The sequence below is a fragment of the Yoonia sp. 2307UL14-13 genome, from assembly GCF_037572755.1.
GTDB lineage: Bacteria > Pseudomonadota > Alphaproteobacteria > Rhodobacterales > Rhodobacteraceae > Yoonia.
The window spans coordinates 658110-681957 of record NZ_JBBIFZ010000001.1; the positions used below are offsets into that span (position 1 = coordinate 658110).

The 23848-nt window shown below is 59.7% G+C and carries 26 protein-coding genes and 1 other RNA gene; 12 read left to right on the top strand and 15 right to left on the bottom strand.

The window, feature by feature from the left end; all coding sequences use genetic code 11:
- Positions 1-39 precede the first annotated feature (39 nt).
- The 3 genes from V8J85_RS03405 to V8J85_RS03415 all read right to left on the bottom strand — a co-directional run bounded on the left by V8J85_RS03405 (position 40) and on the right by V8J85_RS03415 (position 2836).
- On the bottom strand, positions 40-612 hold the full coding sequence (locus tag V8J85_RS03405) for a hypothetical protein (RefSeq protein WP_339952232.1): 573 nt from the start codon (positions 610-612) through the stop codon (positions 40-42).
- A 63-nt stretch (positions 613-675) separates the two neighbouring features.
- On the bottom strand, positions 676-2475 hold the full coding sequence (locus tag V8J85_RS03410) for a M48 family metallopeptidase (RefSeq protein ID WP_339952234.1): 1800 nt from the start codon (positions 2473-2475) through the stop codon (positions 676-678).
- Between the two features lie 133 nt (positions 2476-2608).
- Positions 2609-2836 carry a sulfurtransferase TusA family protein gene (locus V8J85_RS03415; RefSeq protein ID WP_339952236.1) on the bottom strand — a complete coding sequence of 76 codons (228 nt, stop codon included), beginning with the start codon at positions 2834-2836 and terminating at the stop codon, positions 2609-2611.
- Between the two features lie 108 nt (positions 2837-2944).
- Between V8J85_RS03415 and V8J85_RS03420 the strand changes: the two genes are divergently transcribed.
- From V8J85_RS03420 to V8J85_RS03435, 4 genes are all read left to right on the top strand, one after another.
- Entirely contained in the window at positions 2945-3700 is a 756-nt protein-coding gene (locus V8J85_RS03420) for a cytochrome c biogenesis CcdA family protein (protein WP_339952238.1), read from the top strand.
- A gap of 59 nt (positions 3701-3759) precedes the next feature.
- Positions 3760-5034: a hypothetical protein gene (locus V8J85_RS03425; RefSeq protein ID WP_339953064.1), complete on the top strand. Its 1275-nt coding sequence runs from the start codon at positions 3760-3762 to the stop codon at positions 5032-5034.
- Positions 5035-5087: 53 nt separating this feature from the next.
- On the top strand, positions 5088-6386 hold the full coding sequence (locus tag V8J85_RS03430) for a cytochrome P450 (protein ID WP_339953065.1): 1299 nt from the start codon (positions 5088-5090) through the stop codon (positions 6384-6386).
- 255 nt (positions 6387-6641) lie between these two features.
- On the top strand, positions 6642-6893 hold the full coding sequence (locus V8J85_RS03435; protein ID WP_339952240.1) for a hypothetical protein: 252 nt from the start codon (positions 6642-6644) through the stop codon (positions 6891-6893).
- Here V8J85_RS03435 and V8J85_RS03440 read toward each other — a convergent pair.
- The 7 genes from V8J85_RS03440 to V8J85_RS03470 form a co-directional block, all read right to left on the bottom strand.
- A complete protein-coding gene (locus V8J85_RS03440; protein WP_339952242.1) occupies positions 6890-7120 on the bottom strand; it encodes a ribbon-helix-helix domain-containing protein in 231 nt (76 codons plus the stop codon). The genes V8J85_RS03435 and V8J85_RS03440 overlap by 4 nt on opposite strands.
- Complete coding sequence (locus tag V8J85_RS03445; RefSeq protein ID WP_339952244.1) at positions 7113-7286, bottom strand: DUF4169 family protein; 174 nt, start codon at positions 7284-7286, stop codon at positions 7113-7115. Before V8J85_RS03445 ends, V8J85_RS03440 begins: the two co-directional genes overlap by 8 nt.
- Complete coding sequence (fumC, locus tag V8J85_RS03450) at positions 7283-8674, bottom strand: class II fumarate hydratase (RefSeq protein ID WP_339952246.1); 1392 nt, start codon at positions 8672-8674, stop codon at positions 7283-7285. The genes V8J85_RS03445 and fumC overlap by 4 nt, the downstream gene beginning before the upstream one ends.
- A 65-nt stretch (positions 8675-8739) precedes the next feature.
- The gene (locus V8J85_RS03455) at positions 8740-9216 is read right to left on the bottom strand and encodes an SspB family protein (protein ID WP_339953066.1); all 477 of its coding nucleotides are present in this window, start codon (positions 9214-9216) and stop codon (positions 8740-8742) included.
- A gap of 67 nt (positions 9217-9283) precedes the next feature.
- Positions 9284-10531: a chromate efflux transporter gene (gene chrA / locus V8J85_RS03460; RefSeq protein ID WP_339952248.1), complete on the bottom strand. Its 1248-nt coding sequence runs from the start codon at positions 10529-10531 to the stop codon at positions 9284-9286.
- Positions 10528-11325, bottom strand: coding sequence for a sulfurtransferase/chromate resistance protein (locus tag V8J85_RS03465; protein ID WP_339952250.1), 798 nt, complete (start codon positions 11323-11325; stop codon positions 10528-10530). Before V8J85_RS03465 ends, chrA begins: the two co-directional genes overlap by 4 nt.
- 104 nt (positions 11326-11429) lie before the next feature.
- A complete protein-coding gene (locus tag V8J85_RS03470) occupies positions 11430-12086 on the bottom strand; it encodes a DUF1194 domain-containing protein (RefSeq protein ID WP_339952252.1) in 657 nt (218 codons plus the stop codon).
- A gap of 228 nt (positions 12087-12314) precedes the next feature.
- On the opposite strand from V8J85_RS03470, the gene V8J85_RS03475 reads away from it, so the two are divergent.
- Complete coding sequence (locus V8J85_RS03475; RefSeq protein WP_339952254.1) at positions 12315-13181, top strand: type IV pili methyl-accepting chemotaxis transducer N-terminal domain-containing protein; 867 nt, start codon at positions 12315-12317, stop codon at positions 13179-13181.
- Positions 13182-13248: 67 nt separating this feature from the next.
- Here V8J85_RS03475 and ssrA read toward each other — a convergent pair.
- The 5 genes from ssrA to V8J85_RS03500 form a co-directional block, all read right to left on the bottom strand.
- Positions 13249-13596: a transfer-messenger RNA gene (gene ssrA, locus V8J85_RS03480) on the bottom strand.
- A 17-nt stretch (positions 13597-13613) separates the two neighbouring features.
- Positions 13614-13958 (bottom strand): DUF4345 family protein, encoded by a 345-nt coding sequence (locus tag V8J85_RS03485; protein ID WP_339952256.1) that lies wholly within the window; start codon positions 13956-13958, stop codon positions 13614-13616.
- Positions 13959-14022: 64 nt separating this feature from the next.
- Positions 14023-15375 (bottom strand): oxygen-independent coproporphyrinogen III oxidase, encoded by a 1353-nt coding sequence (gene hemN, locus V8J85_RS03490; protein WP_339952258.1) that lies wholly within the window; start codon positions 15373-15375, stop codon positions 14023-14025.
- Positions 15376-15433: 58 nt separating this feature from the next.
- Positions 15434-16474, bottom strand: coding sequence for an extracellular solute-binding protein (locus V8J85_RS03495; protein WP_339952260.1), 1041 nt, complete (start codon positions 16472-16474; stop codon positions 15434-15436).
- Between the two features lie 63 nt (positions 16475-16537).
- Positions 16538-17278, bottom strand: a complete 741-nt coding sequence (locus V8J85_RS03500) for a FadR/GntR family transcriptional regulator (protein ID WP_339952262.1) — start codon at positions 17276-17278, stop codon at positions 16538-16540.
- A 66-nt stretch (positions 17279-17344) separates the two neighbouring features.
- Between V8J85_RS03500 and V8J85_RS03505 the strand changes: the two genes are divergently transcribed.
- The 7 genes from V8J85_RS03505 (at position 17345) to V8J85_RS03535 (ending at position 23709) form a co-directional block, all read left to right on the top strand.
- A complete protein-coding gene (locus V8J85_RS03505) occupies positions 17345-18112 on the top strand; it encodes a DUF2182 domain-containing protein (RefSeq protein WP_339952264.1) in 768 nt (255 codons plus the stop codon).
- A 13-nt stretch (positions 18113-18125) separates the two neighbouring features.
- Positions 18126-18839 (top strand): DUF1326 domain-containing protein, encoded by a 714-nt coding sequence (locus V8J85_RS03510; protein ID WP_339952266.1) that lies wholly within the window; start codon positions 18126-18128, stop codon positions 18837-18839.
- Positions 18836-19342 (top strand): DinB family protein, encoded by a 507-nt coding sequence (locus tag V8J85_RS03515; protein ID WP_339952268.1) that lies wholly within the window; start codon positions 18836-18838, stop codon positions 19340-19342. Before V8J85_RS03510 ends, V8J85_RS03515 begins: the two co-directional genes overlap by 4 nt.
- Before the next feature lies 1 nt (position 19343).
- Entirely contained in the window at positions 19344-19574 is a 231-nt protein-coding gene (locus V8J85_RS03520) for a hypothetical protein (RefSeq protein WP_339952270.1), read from the top strand.
- A complete protein-coding gene (locus tag V8J85_RS03525; protein ID WP_339952272.1) occupies positions 19574-20674 on the top strand; it encodes a dimethylsulfoniopropionate demethylase in 1101 nt (366 codons plus the stop codon). Before V8J85_RS03520 ends, V8J85_RS03525 begins: the two co-directional genes overlap by 1 nt.
- An 11-nt stretch (positions 20675-20685) precedes the next feature.
- Complete coding sequence (gene acuI, locus V8J85_RS03530) at positions 20686-21669, top strand: acryloyl-CoA reductase (RefSeq protein WP_339952274.1); 984 nt, start codon at positions 20686-20688, stop codon at positions 21667-21669.
- A 162-nt stretch (positions 21670-21831) separates the two neighbouring features.
- Positions 21832-23709 carry a BCCT family transporter gene (locus tag V8J85_RS03535; protein ID WP_339952276.1) on the top strand — a complete coding sequence of 626 codons (1878 nt, stop codon included), beginning with the start codon at positions 21832-21834 and terminating at the stop codon, positions 23707-23709.
- Positions 23710-23848 lie beyond the last annotated feature (139 nt).

The following is a 23848-nucleotide window of genomic DNA, read 5'->3' on the forward strand; positions in this document are numbered from 1 at the left end:
TGCGATTTGTTCGGCGCCGCCAATGGCGCCGAACCTGCCCTACCAGACGTTGTTGATGAATTCGATGTCCCAGTACCGTTCGGGCAGGATGGTGACGGCATCCGTTGCGTGGGGTGCGGTCAGGATGGGGAGAATGCGCCCGTCGAGCCGTCCGTAGAGGATGTGTTTTCGGAACACGATCATCGTCGTGTAGAAGCACTGGATCCCGTTGGTCAGCTCTGTCGGGACCGGTAATTTCAGGTCTGACGTCGTTTCATCGGCAAGCCGATCGGCGAAATGCTGGACCTCGGGGGTGGTGACACGGCCCTTGATTTCGAAAAGTCCTTCGGCTGCGTCCGTCAGGATTTCCGGATCTTCGAGGATACGCTTGTCGGTGCCGTAGATGAATGCAGCCGGATGGTCGTGCGGACCGTCCGAGAACAGCAATTCGTTCGCCTGGATGACTGCGCACCATGCGATCTGGCCGTTTTCGAGCAGGTATTCGTGCTGGTCCAGCTGCTGTTGCAGCACCGGGTCTTTTTGAAACCGCATCCATGACGGTTTTTTTACACGCCGGTAGCGGCGTTCGCGATGGCCGATGGATAGATTGCCGTCGGCCAGTGCGTTCTGCATGGCCTGGCGGGAGTGGGAAAACTTGAAGGATGGGTCCATCGGTGTGTTCTGTTCTTTGTCTGTTCAGCTGCGGGCAAGGTTGTCTTGGAGTTGTCTCATCAGTGCCTTTTGCGCAGCATGGTCGCGTGGTTTACCCAATTTCGCCAAGGCTTTCATTGTCTTGAGGAGATTTGTGCGCTGTCGTTTTGTCAGCCGTCTTTTCAGGATTTCGAGCGCGTTGATCATGTCACGTTTCGGTAGCCGACCGGACAGCACGCCCAGCAACTCGAACAGGTCGAAGTCTTCCTGCCAGGAAGAAAGTGAATTGGCGGCCTCGGTGATCCGGATGCCCGGTTGATCGGCGAGATCGATCAGAGGTTGCAATGCGGAGGCCATGGCGCTGGTCACGTCAGCACGGGGTGCCGCTGGCGGCGTATCGGGCCGGTTCGGGAGCGGGTCCAAAGCGTTGGCGATGTCGGCGGGATCGGCGATCAGATGATGCGCCGTGTTTTCAGCCGAAACAGTCAGCAATTCCTCGAGGTCGAGCTGTTTCAGCTTGATCCCGATGTTCTTCAATCGTTGAAGCGTCGGGGGGTGGGTGTCGAACGGGTGTTCGACCTTGTTCTTGCCGATGACCTTGGTCGCGGCGGTGGCAGCGGCGCTGCGGGTGAACATGTTGACGGCTTCTGCGTAGACGACGGAGATGTCGATCTTGTCCAGCCAGCCCTTGTCGACCCTTTTGACGTATTCCGCGGCGACCATGCCCCAGACCCGGTCGAAGATGCTGAGTTTGACCAGGACCGCCGCGAGCGCATCTGCTGACATCAGGTCGGCTGCGGTTTTGTCCGCGATCAGCTCTGCCCTTCTGTTCATGGCAGCCATATTGCGCGAAAAGGTGTTCAACAGATGGCGCTGTGCCTGTTCGTGCGACAGGAGCGCAATCGAAGCGATGGTTTCGGATTTGTTTTCGTCCTTTACGTCATCCGACATGTCCTGCACCGTGATGATCGCCGAAAAAAGCCGTTCGTAGGCCCGGTTGAATTCCTTTTTCGCCTCCAGATCGCCGCCCGAGTAATGCGCCATTTCATGGGCGATGACGGCCTGAAGTTCAGCCTTGGTGAGGATGCGCAGGAGCGGTAGCGAGAGATAGAGCGTGGGGCCGTTGAAGGACTTGTCTTCCACCTGCGAATAAAGCGGCTGCTCCGCGATCCACGCGCCGATGTCCCATCCGGTGATGACCTGACGTGGTGTCCGGACCCCCATCTTGACCGAGATGTCCTTGACCGTTTGCCAAAGCTCTGGCGCGTTTTCCCAGGTTAGTGAGACCGTATCGGTTTTCATCCATTCCTGCGGGCCTCTTTCGGGGAAAGCGGCCAGGAGTGCGTTGAGAACCATCAACACCCCCAGCAATCCCAAGCCGATGAGACCGACATTTTCGATTGTCTCGCCATAGGGGAGCGCCGTCAGTGGCCAAGAGAGGACCGTCAGAAGAACCAGCACCAGGCTGGTGTAATTCATGGCGACCAGAAATGGTGAGAACAAGAGCGAGAGCCGGATACAGGCGGGGAAGATGACGCTGAGCAGTGTCGCGCGTATGCCCGCGATCCGAGATGCGATCCAGATGATCAGCATGAACATGGCCGCCAGCGCGATGGTCGTCACCGCCGAGAGTTTCAGCGCAGCACTGGGGAGATTGTTGCGGCATTCGCGTGCGGCGATCTGCTGAGTGATCTCGTTTTGGCAGGCATATTCGCCGATCCAATGCGGGAATTGCGGCACATATGGTCCGACGAAATGCGCGATGGCCAAGAGAATCGTCGGCAACGTGATCATGGTGAGCGCCGATAGCGCCGGAGCGGTGCTGATGTAGTCGGCTATTTTCACGCTGGTAAGCTCATGTACGCGGCCATTCGGGGCAAATTCATGACCACGAGACGGGCCTTGCCACTAGCGTATACTTTGTGGGGGTTTCAGGAAAGAGGCGATCTTATAGGTGGGTGTTTTGAACGCTTTGCCCTTACCGTTTTCGGATCAGGTAGACCTGCACATCCGCCTGATCACTGGTAGAGAGGAGCGTATGTCCTGCTTCGTCACAGAAATGGGGGACGTCGACGATGGCGGCGGGGTCGTCAGCCTCGATCCGCAGGACTTGCCCGGATTGCAGCGCTTGCAGCCGTTTGCGCGCCTTGAGGACGGGCAGGGGGCAGAGCAGGCCGCGGGCGTCGAGTATGGCGTCGTAATCCATAGCGCAGAGCTATGTGTGATGTTTCAGCTTGTCCACCAAGATGTGAGGATTTGCCCCCGTGACGGATGCACCCGGATCGCTTAGGCAGGATCGGACGAAGGAGAGACGATGCTCGACACGACCATGTTTCTGGATGCGACCCTGCTGCCCGCGATGATGATCGCGATGCTGGCTGGTCTGTTGTCGTTTCTGAGCCCCTGTGTCTTGCCGATCGTCCCGCCGTATCTGGCCTATATGGGTGGTGTGTCCGTCACCGAGATGGATGAGACCCGCGATGCCCGCCGCAAGGTGTTAGTCGCCGCGGCATTTTTCGTGTTGGGCTTGTCCACGATCTTTTTGCTGCTTGGCATGGCCGCGTCAGCCATGGGCCGGATGTTGTTGCAGGCGCAGGATTGGTTCGTGCTGATCGCCGGGATCGTCGTGATGATCTTTGGTGCGCATTTCGTCGGCGTGTTCCGCATCGGGTTTCTGGATCGCGAGGCGCGGGTTGAAACCGGGGATCGCGGTGGGTCGGCCTTTGGTGCCTATGTGCTGGGGCTGGCCTTTGCCTTTGGCTGGACGCCGTGTCTGGGCCCGATCCTGGGTGCGATACTGGGGCTGGCGGCGAGCGAAGGCGATGTGGTGCGGGGGACGGTTTTGCTGGCGGTCTATGCGCTGGGATTGGGTATTCCGTTCCTGCTGGTCGCTGCGTTTTTCCCGCGCATGAAGCGGGTGATGCACTGGATGAAGCGGCATATGGGGCGGATCGAGCGGACCTCGGGTCTGCTGCTTTGGACAGTCGGTTTGATGATGGTCACCGGTCAGTTCACCGCGTTCAGCTTTTGGCTGCTTGAGCGGTTTCCTGCTTTGGCGACGGTTGGGTAACCATTTATCTTTAGGCATCGATCCGGATACTGTTCCTGCGGGGCGGAAAAGGAACGATGATGCGCGACGATCAGCGGCCGGTGCGACAGCGCCGCGTGTTTCACATTCCCGGCTATGATCCGATCCATCCGCGCCGGTATCGCGAATTGTATCGGACCGAAGGCGCGAAACAGGCCGAGATTGGCGGGTACGAGATCGCCGTGAAGGCCGCGCAATCCGAGGATACGTTTCGCTGGGCAGTGAAGACGCGTATTGATGGGGTCGAGACCGTGGCCCGCATCGATGTACTGGTCTGGTCGGATATCGTGCGCAAGAGTATGGCGCAAACCATCCCCGCGACCTATTGGCAGTTGTTGCGGACGGCGTGGATTTACATTGCCACGGGCACGCTGCGCCGGTTGATGTGGATGCGCAAAGGGCCGGTGATCGCGGCGCTGTATCCGGTGTTCATGCTGCTGGGTCAGCTTTTGATCGCCATTGTGCTGGGCCTGTATCTGGGTGGTTGGGCCGAGGCGGGTGTGTTGTGGTTTCAGCGCCTTTTCGGGCTGACCGACGGGTTTTTCTTTGCCCTGTTTGGTTGGATCGGGTTTGCGTTGAAATGTGCCATCCTGCTGGGCATGGTTTTGACACTGTTGCATTGGTTCAAAAGCAAGGACAGCCGTCTTTATGCCTATTACCTGATGCATGATTATGCGTTTTCGGCCGGAAAATGGGGTGCGACCCCGCCGGAGTTGCAGGCGCGGATGGATTTGTTCGCCGAAACCATCGCGGCTGCATTGTCGAGCGATGTGGACGAGGTGCTGGTTGTCGGTCATTCGTCGGGGGCGCATCTGGCGATTGCTGTGGTCGCGGATTTGATCCGCGAGGGGCGGGTGCCGACGGATGGGCCACGACTGGCGCTTTTGACATTGGGGCAGGTGGTGCCGATGGTGTCGTTCCTGCCGGATGCGCGGGAATTGCGCCGTGATCTGGCGTTTTTGGCGGGTCAGGATCGGGTGGCGTGGGTCGATGTGTCGGCGCCCGGCGACGGATGCTCGTTTGCCCTGTGCGATCCGGTGGCGGTAACCGGGGTTACCCCGCCGGGGAAGAAGTGGCCGCTGATCCTGTCGGCGTCGTTTACGCAGACGCTGAAACCCGAGACTTGGCGCAAACTGCGCTGGCGCTTCTTTCGGTTGCATTTTCAGTATTTGTGCGCGTTCGATCAGCCGAAGGACTATGATTATTTTCAGATCACTGCCGGGCCAGTGTCGCTGGCTGAACGGTATCGCGGCCGTGCGCCGTCGAAATCGCGGATTGATGTGCCGGCGTCGAAATACACGTCGCTTGCTCCGTGACTCGCCCCCCGAAACCGGAGGCACGGCCCGAGCGTGTGTCGCTGTGGCGGTATATGCGGCTGTTTCGGCGCGATATCCTGTCCGCCCAACCGGCAAAGCTGTACCGCGCGTGGATGGCGGAGTTTCGGACGCCGTTCTTTCGCAGCTATCTGGTGAATGATCCCGCGCTGATCGATTATGTGCTGCGCGAACGGCCCGATGATTTTCCGAAGTCGGATCGGGTCGGGGCCGGGCTGCGCCCGCTTTTGGGTGAGAGCGTGTTTCTGACGAATGGTGAGGTCTGGAAACGGCAGCGGCGGATCATTGATCCGGCATTTGAAGGGGGGCGTTTGCGCGATGCGTTTCCGGGCATTCTGGCGGCCGGGCAGGCGGGGGCGGCACGGTTGGCGGATATCGCGGATGGGTCGCCGCAAGAGATCGAGGCGGTGACGAGCCATATCGCGGCGGATGTCATTTTTCGCACGCTCTTTTCGATCCCGATCGAGGATGAAACGGCGTCGCGCGTGTTTGCCGCGTTTCGGGCGCATCAACGGACGCAGCCCATTTTGAACCTCGCCGCCTTTGTGCCGGGGCCGCGCTGGATGCCGCGGTTTTTTCGCCGCAAGACACTGGCGACCGCGCGTGAGATCAGGGCGTTGATTAAACGGCTGACCGCCGAGAGGTTGGATTTGATCGCGCGGGGCGACGCGCCGGACGATCTGGCGACGAAGATCATGACCATGGTCGACCCCGAGACCGGTGACCGGTTCGATGTGGATGAGATGGTGGACCAGGTCGCGATCTTTTTTCTTGCGGGGCATGAAACAAGTGCCTCGGCGCTGGCGTGGGCGTTATATCTGTTGGCGCTTTATCCGGATTGGCAGGACAGAGTGGTCGAAGAGGCCGCGGCGTTCGATGGTGATTTTGCCGGGTTATCCGGCTTGCCTGTCACGCGGGATGTGTTCCGTGAGACGCTGCGCCTTTATCCGCCGGTGCCGATGATGGTGCGCGAGGCCCGTCAGCCCGAGGTATTTCGGAGACGTGATGTGCGCGCCAGGTCACAGATCGTGCTGTCGCCGTGGCATCTGCATCGGCATGAGCGGTTTTGGGATGACCCTGACGGGTTCGATCCAGGGCGTTGGCAGCGTGACGATGGCAAGGCATCGGCGCGTAAAGCCTATCTTCCGTTCTCGGCCGGGCCCCGGGTTTGCATTGGTGCGGGCTTTGCGATGATTGAAGGGGTCGTGCTATTGGCGATGCTTTTGAGGCGCCATCGCTTTGAGGTTGTGAAAGGGCACGTCCCGCTGCCGATCGCCCATCTGACCGTCCGTGCACGGGACGGGATCAAACTGCGAATCACACATAGAGACTGAAATGTTTCTAAAGCGCGCATAAAGCAGCGCATTCGCCGATTATTCAGCCACTTGACGAAACGTAATGGGTCGAATTGAGTCATAATTCGGCGGAGTTACGCTGGTCTTCGCTGCGTAAAGCATTGTTTTATAGACACTTCGCCGGTTGCGACGCTTAATGACGTTAGTTCGTAACAACGTGCCGCGCCTTTCTTTCGCCATCTTTTTTGGCATATTTAGACGCTTGAAGCACTCAATAGTTAATCGGGGGATAACATGACGATTGCACTACCGGGTTCTTCCAAATCGGGCCTATCGGGACTTTTGGGCCGGAAGCGGAATGACAGCAAGCTTGGCACCACCAAGCCAGCTGCGACACGTAAGCTGAAGCCGCAGGATGTGGCCAAGCTGTTCGTTCAGGAAGCGGCACCGACGGTGTCCGTGCGCCCAGCGAAACTGAATGACAAGGAAAAGCGGGACCAGGATCGGCTGAGCAGCCTGCGCGGTGCGCTTTATTCGAAAGACTAAGTTTGGTCGCGCTTGATCGCGCGCTCATACACATAGACACGCAAGGCCGAGGCGAGACCGATGTCCCCTCGGCCTTCGTCTATTTCGGCGGCGAGTCTGTTGATGGTTTTCCCGTCTTCCTCTGCGATCTGGCGGAAGGCGTTCCAGAAAATGTCTTCGAGTGAGACCGATGTCCGGTGACCGCGGATCGTGAGGGAGCGTTTGACCGGGCGGCGGTGATCAGTCATCGCGCTTGTGCTGGTCGAGCCGGGTAACGGCGCGTTTAATCGCAGCCGCATCCTGCTGTTTTTCTGCCTTGGTGCGCCCGAAGCGGACGGCGTTTTCATCCGCTTGGGCTTTGGCCTGTAGCTTGGCGCGGGCTTTGCGTGCCTGATTGAGGTTGATCGGCTTCACTTGGGTCCGATCATGTTTTCGGGGCGGACGACCTTTTCGAAGGTTTCTTCGTCGACGAAGCCGAGGTTGATCGCCTCTTCCTTGAGGGTCGTTCCGTTCTTGTGCGCGGTCTTCGCGACCGTTGTCGCGTTGTCATAGCCGATCGTCGGGGCGAGGGCGGTGACGAGCATCAGCGATTCCCGCATCAGCTTTTCGATCCGGTCTTCGTTGGCCTTGATCCCGACGACGCAGTTATCGGTGAAGGCGCTGGCGGCGTCGCCGATCAACTGCATGGATTGCAGGACGTTGTAGGCCATCATGGGTTTCATGACGTTCAGTTCGAAATGTCCTTGGGACCCTGCAAAGCCAACGGCGGCGTCGTTGCCCATGACATGCGCGCAGACCTGGGTGATCGCCTCGACCTGGGTTGGGTTCACCTTGCCAGGCATAATCGAGGAGCCGGGTTCGTTTTCGGGCAGCATCAGCTCGCCCAAGCCGCAGCGGGGGCCGGAGCCGAGCATACGGATGTCGCAGGCGATTTTGTAGAGGCTGGCGGCGACGGTTTTGAGCGCGCCGGACATCTCGACAAGGGCGTCGTGGGCGGCGAGGGCTTCGAATTTGTTGGGGGCGGTGCGGAACGGCAGGCCGGTGATTTCGGCCATGTTTTTGGCCACGGTTTCGCCCCAGCCCTTGGGTGTGTTCAGCCCGGTACCGACGGCGGTGCCACCTTGTGCAAGTTCGTAGATGGCAGGCAGGGCGGCCTTGATCCGACGGATACCCATGGCGACCTGATGGACATAGCCCGAGAATTCCTGCCCAAGTGTGAGGGGCGTGGCGTCCATTGTATGCGTCCGCCCGATCTTGATGATCTTGTCGAATTCGCGCTGTTTCTGTTCAAGTGCCGCGTGCAGTTTCGCGAGGCCGGGCAGCAGGACGTCATGGGCGGTTGTTGCGACCGCGATGTGCATGGCGGTGGGGAAGGTGTCGTTGGACGATTGCCCCATATTGCAATGGTCGTTCGGGTGGATCGGGTCCTTGGACCCGATTTCGCCGCCGAGGATTTCGATGGCGCGGTTGCTGATGACCTCATTGGCGTTCATGTTCGACTGGGTGCCGGAACCGGTTTGCCAGACGACCAGCGGGAAGTGATCGTCGAGTTTGCCTGCGACGACCTCAGCAGCGGCCCCGATCATCGCGTCGGCGAGTTTCGCGTCGAGTTTGCCACGGTCCTTGTTGGCCATGGCGCAGGCTTGTTTGATCACGCCGAGCGCACGGACGATGGCGACGGGCTGCCTTTCCCAGCCGATGGGAAAGTTCATGATCGACCGTTGCGTTTGTGCGCCCCAATAACGGTCGGCGGGCACCTGGAGCGGGCCAAAGCTGTCGGTTTCGGTGCGTGTGTCGGTCATGATGGCGCCCTCTGCTGGATTTTGTCGAGGGTTTACGCGGCGCCCCATAGGATCGCAAGGCGTGCTTACTTGCGGAATTGATCGAGGCTGACGACCTCGGCTTCTTGCCGATCTTCGGGCGGTTCGGGATCGGGCTCCGCCATTTCCTTCATGGGGGCCTCGGGGGGTTCGTCGGCCTCATCCTCGTCATCCTGGGTTTCGAAGCGCAGGCCGAATTCGACCGAAGGATCGACGAATGTTTTGATGGCGACGTAAGGGATGTAGAGCGTTTCGGGATTGTCCCCGAAGTTCAGAGTGATGGTGAAACCTTCGTCGGTGACGTCGAGGTTTTCGAACCAATGCTGGATCACGACCGTCATTTCGCCCGGATAGCGATCGGACAGCCAATCGGCGATTTCCACGTCGGGGTGCATCGTGTCGAAGGTGACGAAGAAGTGGTGCGCGCCGGGCAGCCCATCCTGTGCGACACGTTCCAGCACCTCCTGGATCAGGCTGCGCATGGCCTTGTGCATCAGGTTCCCATAGTCGATGGACCGGCTCACAACATCTGCTTTCTTGGCTCCCGTTATTGTCAGCATAAGGGATTCGAGTGGAGTGTGAAGGGCGATCTTAGGCCAAACCTGGTATGGCGGCGACGCCGACGCTGAGCAGTGCTGAAATGATGAGCACAAGAGGCAGAGGCCAATGGCGCCATAGGAGCAGAATTGCGGCGATAACGGCGAGCCCGATTGCGGTGGGTTGTGCGGTGGTAACGTCGGGCCAGATGGTTTGGATCGGTCCGACCTCAATGTTAGCAAGTGTTCCGAAGAAAACATGCAGCGCGAACCAGAGCGACAGGTTGGCGATCACCCCGACGACCGCAGCGGTGATGCCTGACAGCGCCCCACGCAGCCGCGGTTTGCCGTCGAGCCAGTCGATCAGTGGGGCACCGGCGAATATCCAGATGAAGCAGGGTACGAAGGTGACCCAAAGGGTGAGCAGGCCCGCGGCGATGGCTGTACCCGTGCCGCCTTGGCCCAGCCCAGCGATCATGCCGACGAATTGGGTGACGAGGATCAGTGGGCCGGGGGTTGTCTCGGCAAGGCCGAGCGCGTCCATCATCTGGTCGGTGGTCAGCCAGTTGTAGGACACGACGACCTCTTGCGTCATGTAGGCCAGCACGGCGTAGGCGCCGCCGAAGGTGACGACAGCCAGTTTAGAGAAGAATATCCCGATATCCGTCAGGAAAGCGTTGCCCGACAGCAGGATGATCGGCGTGGCCCAGACGATGCCCCCGATGCCGATGATCAGCAGGCTTTTTCTCAGGCTGCCGGACGGGATGGGCTGGGTGACGGTTTCGCCCGTTTGCAGGAACGCCCCGATCAATGCAGCGACGCCGATGACCAATGGAAAGGGAAGTGCGAAGACAAAGAGCGCCGCGAAACCGCCGATGGCGATGGCGATGTGTTCGGGGCGGATGAGAGCACGTTTGCCGATTTTCATCAGGGCTTCGATCACGATGATGACGACGGTCGCTTTCACGCCGAGGAAGAGGGCCTGGACAAAGGGTAGGTTCCCATATGTGCCGTATGCCAGCGCGAGGGCGAAGATGACGAGCGCGCCGGGTAGTACGAACAGCCCGCCGCCGATCAGTCCGCCGATGATCCCCTGTCTTTTCCAGCCCGCATAGGTTGCCAGTTGCATCGCCTCTGGCCCCGGCAAAAGCATGCAGAACGAGAGGGCGCGCAGGAATTGCCGTTCGTCGAGCCAGTCGCGTTTTTCGACCAGTTCCTGGTGCATCAGCGCGATTTGCGCCGCCGGTCCGCCAAAGGAAAGCAGCCCAATGCGCCCGAAGATGCGGATAAGTTCACCGATCATTTTGCGGGCCTTGTCGGCCAGTCGTGACCTTCGTCCTGCCCGTCGCGGGCCCAGCGATACAATGCATCATAAAACGCCATGCCTGCGTCAAGCTGTGCGTGATCGTCTTTGTACATACGTGACAGGCCCACCGAAAAAGCCAGCAATCCCGCCGCTTGCGGGGCGAGGTCGTGCCGGTTCGTGTCGGCGCCACGGATGATGGTTGCCAGCGTGTCGAGCGCCGGGTGGCCAAGCCCGAATTCGGTGATCATCGTGTCGAATGTGCAGGTGTCATCCCGGTGGCTGAAGAAGGCGTCTTCGACGTCGAACGGTGTCGCTTTGAAGTGCTGTGCGACGCCCGCGACCTCGTTCGGGGGAACGAACAGGAATGTCGCGTCGGGATAAATAAAGCGTCGTATCAACCATGGGCAGGCGATCCGGTCGATCTTTGGCCGGTGCCGGGTGACCCAAATGGGGCCGGGGATGTTTCCTGCAGGTACGCGGGGCAGCCCGGCATCGCGCCATGCGTGATTGCCGCCTTGCAGGGCCTCGGCGATGATACCCCGCGCCCGTAGCGCACCTGCTGTGCCGTGGGACAGTTTCTTGCCCTTCTGGCAGATGACGATCGCGCGGTTATTGTTGATCCGCCATAGCAGCCCATCGATATCGGTATGTGGATGCCGGAATGCGGTCGGGATGAGATATGGGTCATCTGCAAAGTCTTCGTCGATGCAGACGTCGATCAATGTCGGGCAATCGGGCGTGCCGATCAGGCGCATGAGATTGGCGGGCGATATTTCGGTGAAGGCAGCCATTGCATCCTCTCTGAAAGCGGTCAGTGGATGCGACGCTTGGGCCGTGGCCTCACGGGGTGTTCGCGGACCCCATACCCTTTTGATGCGTGATCAGGGGCTTTTCGTCAACCGACGATCCGGCTGATTTCGCGCAGGATCTTGGCCCGGATGGCCGCAGGATATTCGCGATGGGTTCGCGCGGTCATGACAAAGCCGTTTCGGGTGATAATGGCGCCCTGGTAGAAATTGGTAATGGCGAGCCCCATGGATTCGATGGCGATACCGTTGATCGTCACGCCGGCACGTTCCGCGGCGTTGCGTGCGGCGCGCACGTCGCTTCCGCCATTTGGCGTGCCGTCGCCCGAGATGTCGATGACCTTGCGCGTGCAATCGGGGACCGCGTCGAAAAGGCCGAGCGAGAAATAGATTGCCTCGGCCGGGGCCGTGTCGGAGAGGACGAAGGCACGCTGCATCAGCCGCGCCCTGTTGGCGAGGTTGTCGGCATCGAGCGCCGTGCGGATACGCACCCATGGAATGGTCAGTTCCTGCCGATCCTCACCGGACCATTGCACGACGGCGACGGCCGTTTCGGTGCGGATCATGGTTTCGACGATTTCGGGATCGCGCAGAGCATCGGCGAGGCCATCGACCTGCAGCCGGTATTCACCTGTATCGACGGAGTTGGAAACATCGATCGTCAGAACAAGGGCGGTTTCACAGGCCGTCGCGACATTGGGCGAAAAACCAAGGAGCGCGGCACACATCAATCGGAAAAACTTCATTTGCTCATCCTGATCAGTGCGCGGCGCCAATTCAAGCGGGAAAGGTTAACGCAAGGTCATGATGATTTTGAACAAAGTTTCATCGGCCTCACCCAATCTTGCCGCTTTCCTGGCACATTTCGGCAAAACAACGTGCGCACGGTTTTCGTCGACCGCCAATAATTCAGCCTTTTGACCACCACTCACACCGCGGCGTCCGTGCTGCACCCAAAAAAGGAAGAGTTTTATATGCCGAATCTTACCATTTTGCGCGCCAGTATGTTCGGCCTGATCATGACCGGGACAGCGCATGCCGACACCGTGCTGACCGATCTTAGCGCGGCTGGCGACATCAACGTCTTGCTGCATCGGACCGCCGCCACTGTCTGCATGGTCGCTGCCGGTGCAGATGAAGTTGCGGAAAAGGAAGATCTTGCCTTGGCCCGGACGCGGTTCAACACCTTGCTGGATCAGCTTGCCGATGGTCGCCTGTCCGAGGAAACCGAGGCGGTTGCGGCCGCATGGCGGGATCAGGATGTGGCGTTAAGCATGATTTTGGCGGGTGATGACCCTGCCGCTTATGCCGATACGATCACCAATGGTCGGCCCGGCCTTGAATTTGCGGCACTGGCGCTGATGGACGCCGCGTCGCACCGATACGCGCAGCTTGAGGAGGTTGCGATGAACGATGTCGTGACTTTCGACGTGGCCGGACGTCAGGAAATCTATGTGCAGAAGATGAAGCATCTCGCCTGCGCGGCGATGGCCGACGATGCGGCGGTGGACGTTTTCGCCGATCTGACAGATGCAGTCGGCCTTTATGATCGCAGTTTGACTGCGCTGCGCGATGGCGTGCCCGCGATGGGGATTGATGCACCGGCGAGTTACGCCGTTCAGCAGGCGCTTGCCGCTGCGGCTTTTGATTGGCAGGGTGTGAAGTCGGTGCTTGCGACAATCGCTGCGGATGGTGTCGCCACGGCAGATGACCTGAGCACGCTGCGGATCAAGTCGACCGCGCTTGCCGCGAAAATGTCGGACGTGGTCGATATGTATCTGGCACCGGCCGATGTTAAAGGCGTGCCGCAGGTCGCATCACTTGAGGTTGCGGCGCAATAGATCGAAAAATCCTTCGGGACAGAGGGGGCCATCGCATACGCGGTGGCCTTTTCACAAGCGGGGTTAAGGTGCAGGTTTCTGTTGCCAGGTACCTGCGAACCCCGCCCAAGGTCGCAAAACCTTAGGAGTTAGGTTTCGATATTACGCACAGCTTACGCTGCGAGTGCCATCGGTGCTTTGTTGTCATTTGCAACTAGCTTTGTTGTACCGATAACGGTGGTAACTCACCGAGACAAAGCTAACCCCTTTAGACGTTCGTCGATCCTGTTTCGTCCCCATGATCCCCAAATGAAGGATGGTGGTGGAGACGCCGGGTACCGCCCCCGGGTCCGATCCGCTTATTACGAGCGCGTTTATGTCCATAGTTCCGAAGAACAATGGAGAGATAGGCGGAATGTCCCTGCTTTTCAAGTGCGGACACGTCGATACAGGTCAGAGATTGAGTGCGATTGCAGACAGGCCGACTGCGGCTTCGACCCAGAAATAAGTCCATTTCTTGCGCGATGCGCCGTCGAGTACGACCGAGGTCAGTCGCCCGACCGCCGCACCGGTCCAGCAAAAGCCGAGCATGACGTAGGCAGCGGATGTCCCGAGGATCAACGCGCCTATGCCCATGCCGACGAAAAGCGCGCCGACGGAGGCGCGGATTTCGGATGGGCCCATTTGCGAGGGCCCCGCGGTGAGGTCGAGCACCTCCATCGTGTATTTCGGGGCGAGCCAGCCGAAACAGCCAAGGCCGATGCTGGCCAATGCGAAAAGTATGTTGATGAATTCCATGGTCCGCGCCCCGTGTCCTTTCCATCGAAGCTGGGGCGATGGCGCTGCGGATCAACCCCCGCGATCAAGACGCCTGAGAGTATTGTGCCGCGACATCGCGGAAGGCGTCGTAGCGGTTGGCGATGAGCCTTGTCAAAGGTCGCCCGTTTGGCAGGATGCGGATGAACCGGTCATCCCGCGCGACGTAACCGGCGAATTCGGCACAGACCGCTTGATGTGTTTTGGCCAACGCCGCGGCGTTTTTATGGCGCGCGGCCAGCGCGGGCAGGTCGATCCGGAAGCTGCACATCAGCATACCGATTGCGTCAGCCCGCAATGCATCATCCGTCGAAAGCGCGTAGCCGCGACAACCCGCCAGTTGCCCGTGCCCGATACGTTCCCGATATGCCGCTGTGGCCGGTGCGTTCTGAACATAACCTTGCGGGAGCCGCGAGATGGCGGACGCGCCGATGCCGATCAGTGTCGGGCAGGTATCGTCCGTGTATCCCTGGAAATTCCGATGCAGATGTCCATGCTTCTTTGCGTGGGCCAGGCTGTCGGTCGGTTTCGCGAAATGGTCGATACCGATGGGCGTGTAGCCCGCATTGCGGAACACGTCTGCAGACAGTTGGGCCAAGTCGTATCGCGCAAGTTCGTCCGGCAGTGCATCGACCGGGATCATCTTTTGGCGGGCAGAGAACGTGGGTACATGGGCATAGCCGAACAGCGCGATGCGGTCGGGGTCCAACGCCAGTACGCTGTCAAGCGTATCGCGAAGCGTCGATAAGGTTTGGTGCGGCAGGCCGTATACGAGGTCGGCGTTGAGCGAACGTATCTTTGCGTCGCGTAGCGTATCGATGCAGGCGGCAGTCGTCTCATAGCTTTGCTGACGTCCGATCGCGTTCTGCACATCTGGCGCGAAATCCTGAATACCGATGCTCGCGCGGGTCATTCCCGCCTTTGCCAAAGCGGTGATTTTGGCTTGATCCACCAGCGTCGGATCGATTTCGACAGAAAAGTCGAAGTCAGGCGCGGCGGGGATGACATTGGTTATATCGGTGGCCAATGTCGTGATCATCTCGGGGGTCAGAATGGTCGGGGTACCGCCACCCCAGTGCAACTGCCGCATCTGGACGCCATCTGGGAGTATGTCACGCAACATGGCGAGTTCGGCCCGCAAGCTGTCAAGATATGCCGCGACGGGGCGCATGGTGCTGGTGCCCTGGGTCCGGCAGGCGCAAAACCAGCACAAACGTTCGCAGAACGGGATGTGAAGATAGACCGATACAGGCACGCCCGGGTCGAGATCGCCCAGCCATGCGGCCTGTTGGCCAGCGTTGACCGTTGCACCAAATGCCGTTGCGGGCGGATAGCTGGTGTAGCGGGGCACGCGCGCATCGAAAAGTCCGAGGCGGCGGAGTTCTGTGATATTTTCCATGCCACGAATGTCGCGGCTTACGGCCGCGACTTCCTTGCGCCAGATCAAATCGCGGGTGTCAGAACCCCGCCTTGATCAGTTCGAACGTTTCGGCCTGCCGTTCGCGTGCTTCGTTGCTCATCGGCAGTTGTGCCAGGACGGGTACGTCGATGACGCCAAGCCCGGAGGCTTCGAGATCTTCCTCGGTTACCTGGCTGGTCAGCGCGACCTTGTTCGATGCGCCATAGCCTGCGTCGAGAAGTGGCACGACGGACGTCTCGGCCAGCATGGCATTGATGTAGTCATAGGCCTTTTCTTCGACCCCTTGCCCGTCAGCGAGGTTGACGTAGCCGCAGAGCCAGAGTGATGAACCTTCGGCTGGTTCACGTTGGAAACCGATGGGGCGCCCTTCGGCGGCCATGGTGGGATAGGTTTCGTTCCAGGCCCAGCTGATCAGTATTTCGCCTGATGAGAGAAGCTGCGCCAATTCCGCCGGGTCGGTCCAGTAGGTCCGCAGGTTGGGGTGCACCTCGCGCAGCCAGTTCGATGCCGCCTCGAATTGCGCATCGGTCACATCGGTCCAGTTGTCCACGCCGGTTGCCAGATAAGCCAATGCATAGGCGTCATCGACATTGTCGGGAAGCGTAACCCGACCCGCATAGGCGGGGTCCTTGAAGACGTCGAGCGTCGCGACGGCCTCTTCCGGGACTTCCTCGGGGTTGTAGGCGATCGCAGTGGACCCGAAGTCGGTCGGGATGAAATAGGTCTCACCGCCGGCGATATCGGTGCCGGTGAGGTTGCTGTCGAGGTCGCCATAGGCGGGGATTTTCGAGATGTCCCAAGGCTCGATAATCCCGCTTTCGGTCCATTTGCTGACAGAGCCCGCACAGATATGCGCGATATCGGCCTGAAAGCCGCTGCGGACCTTTTGAAAGGCCTCGTCTTCGTCGCCAAAGAAGGAGAAGGTCGGGCTGTCCCCGTGTTTTTCGGTGTAGCCGACGTGGAAATCCGGGTTTTCAAAACCCGAATAGTCAAGGACGAGCAGTTCGGAATCCTGTGCGGTGACGGTCGTGGCGATGGCGATAAGCGACGCCGCACCCAGAAGCGGTGTGAGTTTCATATCTGCGTTCTCCCGGTTGGTGTTTTTTGTGACGTTAGGGCCGGTCCGCACGGTCGGCAAGCGTCATTTGACGCCCTGCGCCGCGGCACGTCGGGCGATTACGTCACGGGCAAGGGCCTGCGTGTAATCGGCCAGCTGCGCGAGGTTTTCGTCGGCTTTGGGTCCGTCCTGCGCATCGATGGCATCAGCGATGGCGGTGTGCAATGCAATGATCCGTTCACGCGAACGGGCGGTGAAGGTAATCATGTTCATCAGCGGTTGCATCGCCTCGACCGCGCCAGCCAGCTGGTAGGACAGGACCGGGTTATGGGCGGCGTCCACCAGGGCGCGATGAAAAGCGACGTCGGATGCGCAGAAGGCCTCGTCCGTCAGGCCCGGTTGTCGCTGCCGGTGGATTTCGGCGCGCATGGTCGCGAGGTGATCGGCGGTTCGGCGTTGCGCGGAAAGCGGCGCGCAGGCCCGTTCGAGCGCATACCGCGCCTCACAAGCTGTCGCGACGCTGACGGCATTCATGGAGAGGAGCAGGGTGGACGTGGTGATTTGCTGCCCGTAGGCGTCTTCGAACCGCAGGCGGTTGACGAAGGCGCCGCCGGTCGCCCCGCGCTGCGTGCGAATGAGCGATTGAGCGGCGAGCCGTTTGAGCGCCTCGCGCACGGTGGGGCGCGAGACGTTGAACTGATCGGCAAGCTCGGCCTCGGATGGGAGGCGCTCATCCACGGGGAGATCGCCCGCGATAATCGCATCTTTGATCGCTTTCGCGATCTGGGCGGAAAGATCGGCAGGTTTCGTCGGGTCAATTTTCATTTGTCAGACAATTAAACGTCTGACATATGATAACGCAAGTTTTGAATCGCCTGTAAGGAGGGCGGGTTGCCCGATTTGGTCCGATCAACGCTGTGGCTGTCCTTCTTTGGCGTGATCCTCGTTGCGTGGTGGATCATGTACGCCATGGCGATGGAGATGGACCTTGATCTGATCGGCAGGCCAGGCCCCGCCGGTCAGGCGATGGCCGCGATGGACCCGCGCATGCCGATGGATATGCCCATGGCGCGTTTTGGACCGCTGTTTTCGATGTGGGCCATCATGATGGCGGCGATGATGCTGCCGACAATGGTGCCGACATTGATGACGTATGAACGATTGATAGTCAGTGCGGATGGCACCCGGTCGGGATGGCTGGGTGTTTTACTGGGCTATTTCGTCGTGTGGGTGGCCTTCGCAGCGTTGATCGCGGGGCTGCAGCAGGCACTGCTGTTTGGTGGTGTCACCGATATGCTGGGTATCGCGCCGTTGTGGCTGTCGGCTGTGTTGCTGATCGTGGTCGGCGCGTTTCAATTCACACGGGCGAAAGAGGTGTGCCATGGCGTGTGCCATGCGCCGATGACCTATTTCCTTGGCCATTGGCGCACCGGTTTTGCCGGGGGCCTGCGCATGGGGCTGGGCCTTGGCGCGTTTTGCGTCGGCTGCTGTTGGGGCTTTATGGTGCTGGGTTTTGTCGGTGGTGTGATGAGCCTTTTATGGATGGGGCTCGCCACCTTGCTCATGATTTTTGAAAAATTGCCTCAGATTGGGCATCACGTGGTCAAACCGACCGGCATCTTGCTGATTGTCGGCGGCATTGCAGTGGCATTTGTCTAAGAAAGGAACCGGTATGGCGGAGAAAAAGGAAAGAGCCCCGGCGGACCGGCTGCCCATTTCCCAGCGGATCGACCAGCGGATGGAGAACAACCCGCTGCGCCGGAAGATGAAGCCGACCGAATGGGCGATCAAGGGTGAGCTGTTTCTGAACTGCTCTTGCACCGTGTTCTGCCCCTGTGTCGTCAGTCTGGGTGCGCATCCCCCGACCGAGGGTCATTGCCATGCCTGGATGGCGATCGCGATTGACGAGGGCCATTTCGAGGGCGAACCGCTGGATGGGCTGAATGTGGGGCTGCTGGTCGATATTCCAGGCCGTATGGCCGAAGGAAACTGGAAGGTTGCCGCTTATGTGGATGAGCGGTCGACGCAGAAGGCCTATAACGGGATCCTGAAGATATTCAGCGGTGTCGCGGGGGGTACGACGGGTCTGTTCACCATGCTCGTGTCCGAGATCATCGGGGCAGAGCGGGAGAAGGTGGAGATCGTTCGCGAAGGCGACAAGCGTGGCATTTATATTGGTCGCAAGATTCAGGGTGAGATCGAAACGATGAAAGGGGCGAGTCCGGATCATCCCGTCATGGTGACCAATTCTAAGTATTGGATGGGCCCCGATATCATCGCCGCCCAAGGGACCAAATCGAAGGTGCGCGATTATGGGCGCGTTTGGGATTTCGGGGGCAAATCGGCAGAGATCTGTCCGATCGACTGGAAAGGTCCCAAGCCGTGATCACGCCGGAGTATTGCCGCACGATGGCGCGTTACAATGCCTGGCAGAATGACGGACTGCGCGAGATGATTCCGTCGATGGACCGCGATGTTCTGTATGAAGATCGCGGTGCGTTCTTCGGGTCGATCATGCGTACACTAAACCATCTTTTGTGGGGTGACGCCATCTGGATGAGCCGGTTTGACGGTGGTGCGCCGCCCGATATCCCACTGGAAGACAGCTTTGAAATGGCACCGACACCCGCGGTTTGGGCGGCGGACCGTTTTCGTGCGGATGCCCGGATCACCCTTTGGGCGGAAAGCCTGCATGCGGTCGATCTGGTGGGTGACATTGAGTGGTATTCGGGCGCCATGAAAAAGCAGATGAAGATGCCGAAATCCATCTGCGTCATCCAGTTGTTCAACCATCAGACCCATCATCGTGGGCAGGTCCATGCGATGCTGACCGCTGTTGGCCAAAAGCCCAACGATACCGATCTACCATTCATGCCGGAGCGCGACTGACATGCCTGTTCTGATTTTGGCCGCTTTGGTCATTGCTTTTCTGTTCTGGCAACTTGGGCGGCAGGCTGGTGCCGCGCCCTCGCGGCCGGGGCGTTGCCGCTGGACGGCGACGGGGAATGATAACGTGTCACTGGGCGAATATTACTGCAAATCCTGCAAGGTGACTGCCTATGCGCAAGGTGGCAAACCGCCCCAAGAGTGCAAGCGCAGTTTGCGGGGCGGGGGGCTCTGATGGCGGTGATCGCGCCGTCGCGCCGCATTCGGCGCACACCGTTCACGCCGGGGGTCGAGGCGGCAGGGGTGAAAGGGTACACCGTCTACAATCACATGCTGTTGCCAACGGTGTTCGCCAGCGTGGAGGAGGATTACCGTCATCTGAAATCAGCTGTGCAGGTCTGGGATGTGGCGGTGGAGCGACAAATCGAGTTGCGTGGCCCTGATGCCGCCCGGTTGATGCAGATGCTGACGCCGCGCGATCTGCGCGGCATGATGCCGGGCCAGTGCTATTACGTGCCCATCGTCGATGAGACGGGCGGTATGCTGAACGATCCTGTCGCGCTGAAATTGTCCGAGGATCGTTGGTGGATTTCGATCGCCGACAGCGATTTGCTATTTTGGGTCAAGGGCTTGGCTTATGGTTATCGTCTGGACGTGCTGGTGGATGAGCCGGATGTGTCGCCTTTGGCGGTGCAAGGTCCGCATGCGGAGGAATTGGTCGCCCGCGTCTTTGGTGATGCGGTGCGTGCAATCAGATTCTTTCGCTTTGGCTGGTTTGATTTTCAGGGTGTTAGCATGGCGGTGGCGCGATCTGGCTATTCCAAGCAGGGTGGGTTCGAGATTTATGTGGACGGCACCGAGAACGGCATGCCCGTTTGGAACGCCTTGTTCGAGGCGGGCAAGGATCTGGATGTGCGGGCGGGATGCCCCAACCTGATCGAGCGGATCGAGGGTGGACTGTTGTCATACGGCAATGACATGACCCGCGAGAATACGCCACATGAATGCGGTTTGGGCCGGTTTTGTTCGACCCAGACGGCGATTGGCTGCGTCGGGCGGGATGCCCTGCTGCGCGTGGCCAAGGACGGACCGACCCAGCAGGTCCGTGCGATGAGCATCGACGGAGACATTCCATCTTGTGATCGGATTTGGCCGATAACGGCGAATGGAAAACGGGTGGGGCAGGTAACCTCGGCCGCCCGGTCGCCGGATTTTTGCACAAATGTCGCGATCGGGATGGTCAGGATGACCCATTGGGACGAAGGTACGCGGTTGCAGATCGAAACGCAGGACGGGACGCGGGATGCGACCGTACATGAAGAATTCTGGATTTAGGAGAGACGGCGATGTTCAAGGCTTTGATGGTCGAGAAAGATGACGACGGTAAAACCAGTGCAAGCGTGCAGGAGCTGTCGGAGGATCGGCTGCCTGATGGCGACGTGACGGTCGCAGTCGAGTATTCGACCGTGAACTACAAGGATGGTTTATGTGTCGGGCCCGGTGGTGGCCTTGTGCGCAACTACCCGCATGTGCCGGGCATCGATTTTTCCGGGACAGTCGAGGCGTCGGACGACGATCGTTATAAGCCGGGTGACAAGGTTGTTTTGACCGGTTGGCGTGTGGGCGAAGCGCATTGGGGCGGATATGCGCAGAAGGCGCGCGTTAAGGCCGATTGGCTGGTGCCGTTGCCCGCTGGGCTTGATACCCGGCAGGCCATGGCTGTGGGAACGGCCGGGTTCACGGCGATGCTGGCTGTCATGGCGCTTGAGGACCATGGGATCAAGGATGGCCCGGTTCTGGTCACCGGGGCGGCTGGTGGTGTCGGATCCGTCGCGACGGCCATTCTGGCGAAGTTGGGTCATGAGGTTGCCGGGGTGACCGGGCGGCCCGAGACGGCGGATTATCTGAAGGGGCTTGGTGCCTCGCAGATTGTCGCCCGCGAAGAGCTGAACGAGACGACCAAGCGCCCGCTGGAAGCCGAGACATGGGGTGGTTGCGTCGATGCAGTTGGCGGCGCGATGCTGGGCCGGTTGCTGGGTCAGATGCAATATGGCGCCTCGGTCGCCGCGGTGGGGCTGGCTGGCGGCGCGGCGCTGCCCGCGACGGTCATTCCGTTTCTTTTGCGCGGCGTGAACCTGTTGGGGATCGACAGTGTGATGCAACCTTACGAAAACCGCGTTCGTGCCTGGCAACGGATCGCGCAGGACTTGCCGATGGACAAGCTCGAGGCGATGATCCAGCCAGCGACGCTGTCGGATTTGCCGGGGGTGGGGGCGGATATTCTGAAAGGTCAGGTCAAGGGCCGGGTTGTCGTGGACGTCAATGGCTGACGCGATTCTTGTCAGAAATGCGACAGAAAGGACGCCAATAGCGTCGTCGATCCGCCAAAGCTCCCGGCATCTTGACGAATTTTTCCTAAATACTAGGCAAATTCAGCGGTTTGCGTATACCCTCTTGGTATAAACTAAAGAAACAAAACAGGGGGAAGCCGCATGGCACTGGAGCCACCACTTTCGGAACTTCCGATCAAGACCGCGAATACCGGTTTTTATCGGGGGTTCAGCGTCAACGTCACCGTCATCAGTAAGATCATTATCAGTGTGCTGGTGGTCTGGTGTATTGTCTGGCCCACCCAGGCCGGAACGGTACTGGGGAACTGGAACTCGGCCATTCTGGCGCAATTCGCGGCCTGGTATATCTGGGTCGTCACGGGGTTCGTGATTGTCTGTATCGGGCTGGCGCTCTGGCCGGCCGGGGGGCGTCTGAACCTGGGGCTTGAGGGCGAAAAGCCGGAATTCACCAACTTTTCGTGGTTTTCGATGATGTTTGGCGCCGGTATCGGCGTCGGTATGCTAACATGGGCGGTGGCCGAGCCCGTTGCGCATTTCGGCCAGAACCCTTCGGTCATCGCGGGTGAAACGACAGCCTTGGGTCCGGACAATGTGCGGACGGCCTATGTGTGGTCCTACCTGCATTGGGGTCTGGGTGCTTGGGCTTGCTATGCGATTGCAGGGCTTTCGCTGGCTTTCTTCAGCTATCGTCGCGGCCTGCCGCTGACGATCCGATCATCGCTGACACCGCTATTCGGTAAGTCGCTGTCCGGGACTTTGGGGCATATCATCGACATTGTGGCCGTGGTCGCAACGATCCTTGGCGTGGCGCAGACGCTTGGGTTCGGGGTCGATCAGTTCGTTGCAGGTCTGACCCGGATCGGGATTGATGGTCTTGTCCATCCCGAAGGCGCGGTAAATGCTGACGGAGATGCAATCGCCGGAACAGTGAATACGTTCGGGATCGTTGTCGCACTCCTGTTCATCATGGGCGCATCGACATTATCGGCGCTGTCGGGTGTCGGCAAGGGCATCAAATGGTTGTCGAACATCAACATGGTGCTGTCGATTATCCTGCTGGGCTTCTTCATCATCTTTGGTGCGACATGGTTTGGCGCGAGCGCCTTCTTTGTCGGCATCTGGGATTATCTGGTCGCGCTGCCGGTCCTTTCGTTCCAGGTTTATTCCGGATCGGGTCTTGATGCGTTCGTCGCGAACGCGCCGGCATCCATTCAGGCGCTGTCGCCGGAGAACGCGCAGACCGTGTTGACCGCGTTGTCCAGCCCGGGTGCGTCGGTCGACGGTGTCGCAGCCAGCCTGGCAAGTTCGGATATCGTCATACCGGCCGAAGATCTGACGGTCGCCTTCAACGCAACGTTGGAAGATCGCCTGACCACATGGCAGGGCTGGTGGCCGGTGTTCTACTGGGCCTGGTGGATCGCATTCGCACCTTTCGTCGGTCTGTTCCTTGCGCGCATCTCACGCGGGCGGTCGATCCGTGAATTCGTGCTGGGTGCGATGATCGTGCCGTCGCTGATGTGCTTTGTCTGGTTTGCCTGGGCAGGTGGCACGGCGGTCGATCTGGAACTGAACGGTGAGGCGAATGGCGTGATCCTGAATGCAGGCAACGGCGACAAGATCTTTGCCATGACCGAGTTCATGCTGTCACCCATCAGCGAGTGGCTGGCCTGGGGCATGGCGGTGATGATCGTGGTCCTGCTGATGACGTTCCTGGTGACTTCGGCTGACTCTGCCGTTTTGATCGTGAACACGATCAATGCAGCCGGTGATGAAGGGCCAAAGGCCCGTCCGCATATCATGTTCTGGGGCGCAGCCTTGGCGCTCGTGGTGGGCGGATTGCTGATCTCGGGCGGGACCGGGGCGATCCAGACCGCGATGGTCATTGGTGCCTTGCCGTTCTCGATCGTGATGGCGTTGATGTGTATCGCGTTGATCAAGGCGATCTATAACGACGGTCGTCGTGAAGCGGCGGGTGTTCCCACCACGTCGGACGAGATCGCGGCTATGCCTGCGGAATAATTCTGCATAACGCATGTCAAGGCCCCGGCGGTGACGCCGGGGCCTTTTTGCTGCGTATGGCTTGGGGGTAGAGGTTGACGCGGCCGTCCTTGCGCTATTCTTCAAACGAACCGGGGCCGATCCGCCCCGGCACAGGAGG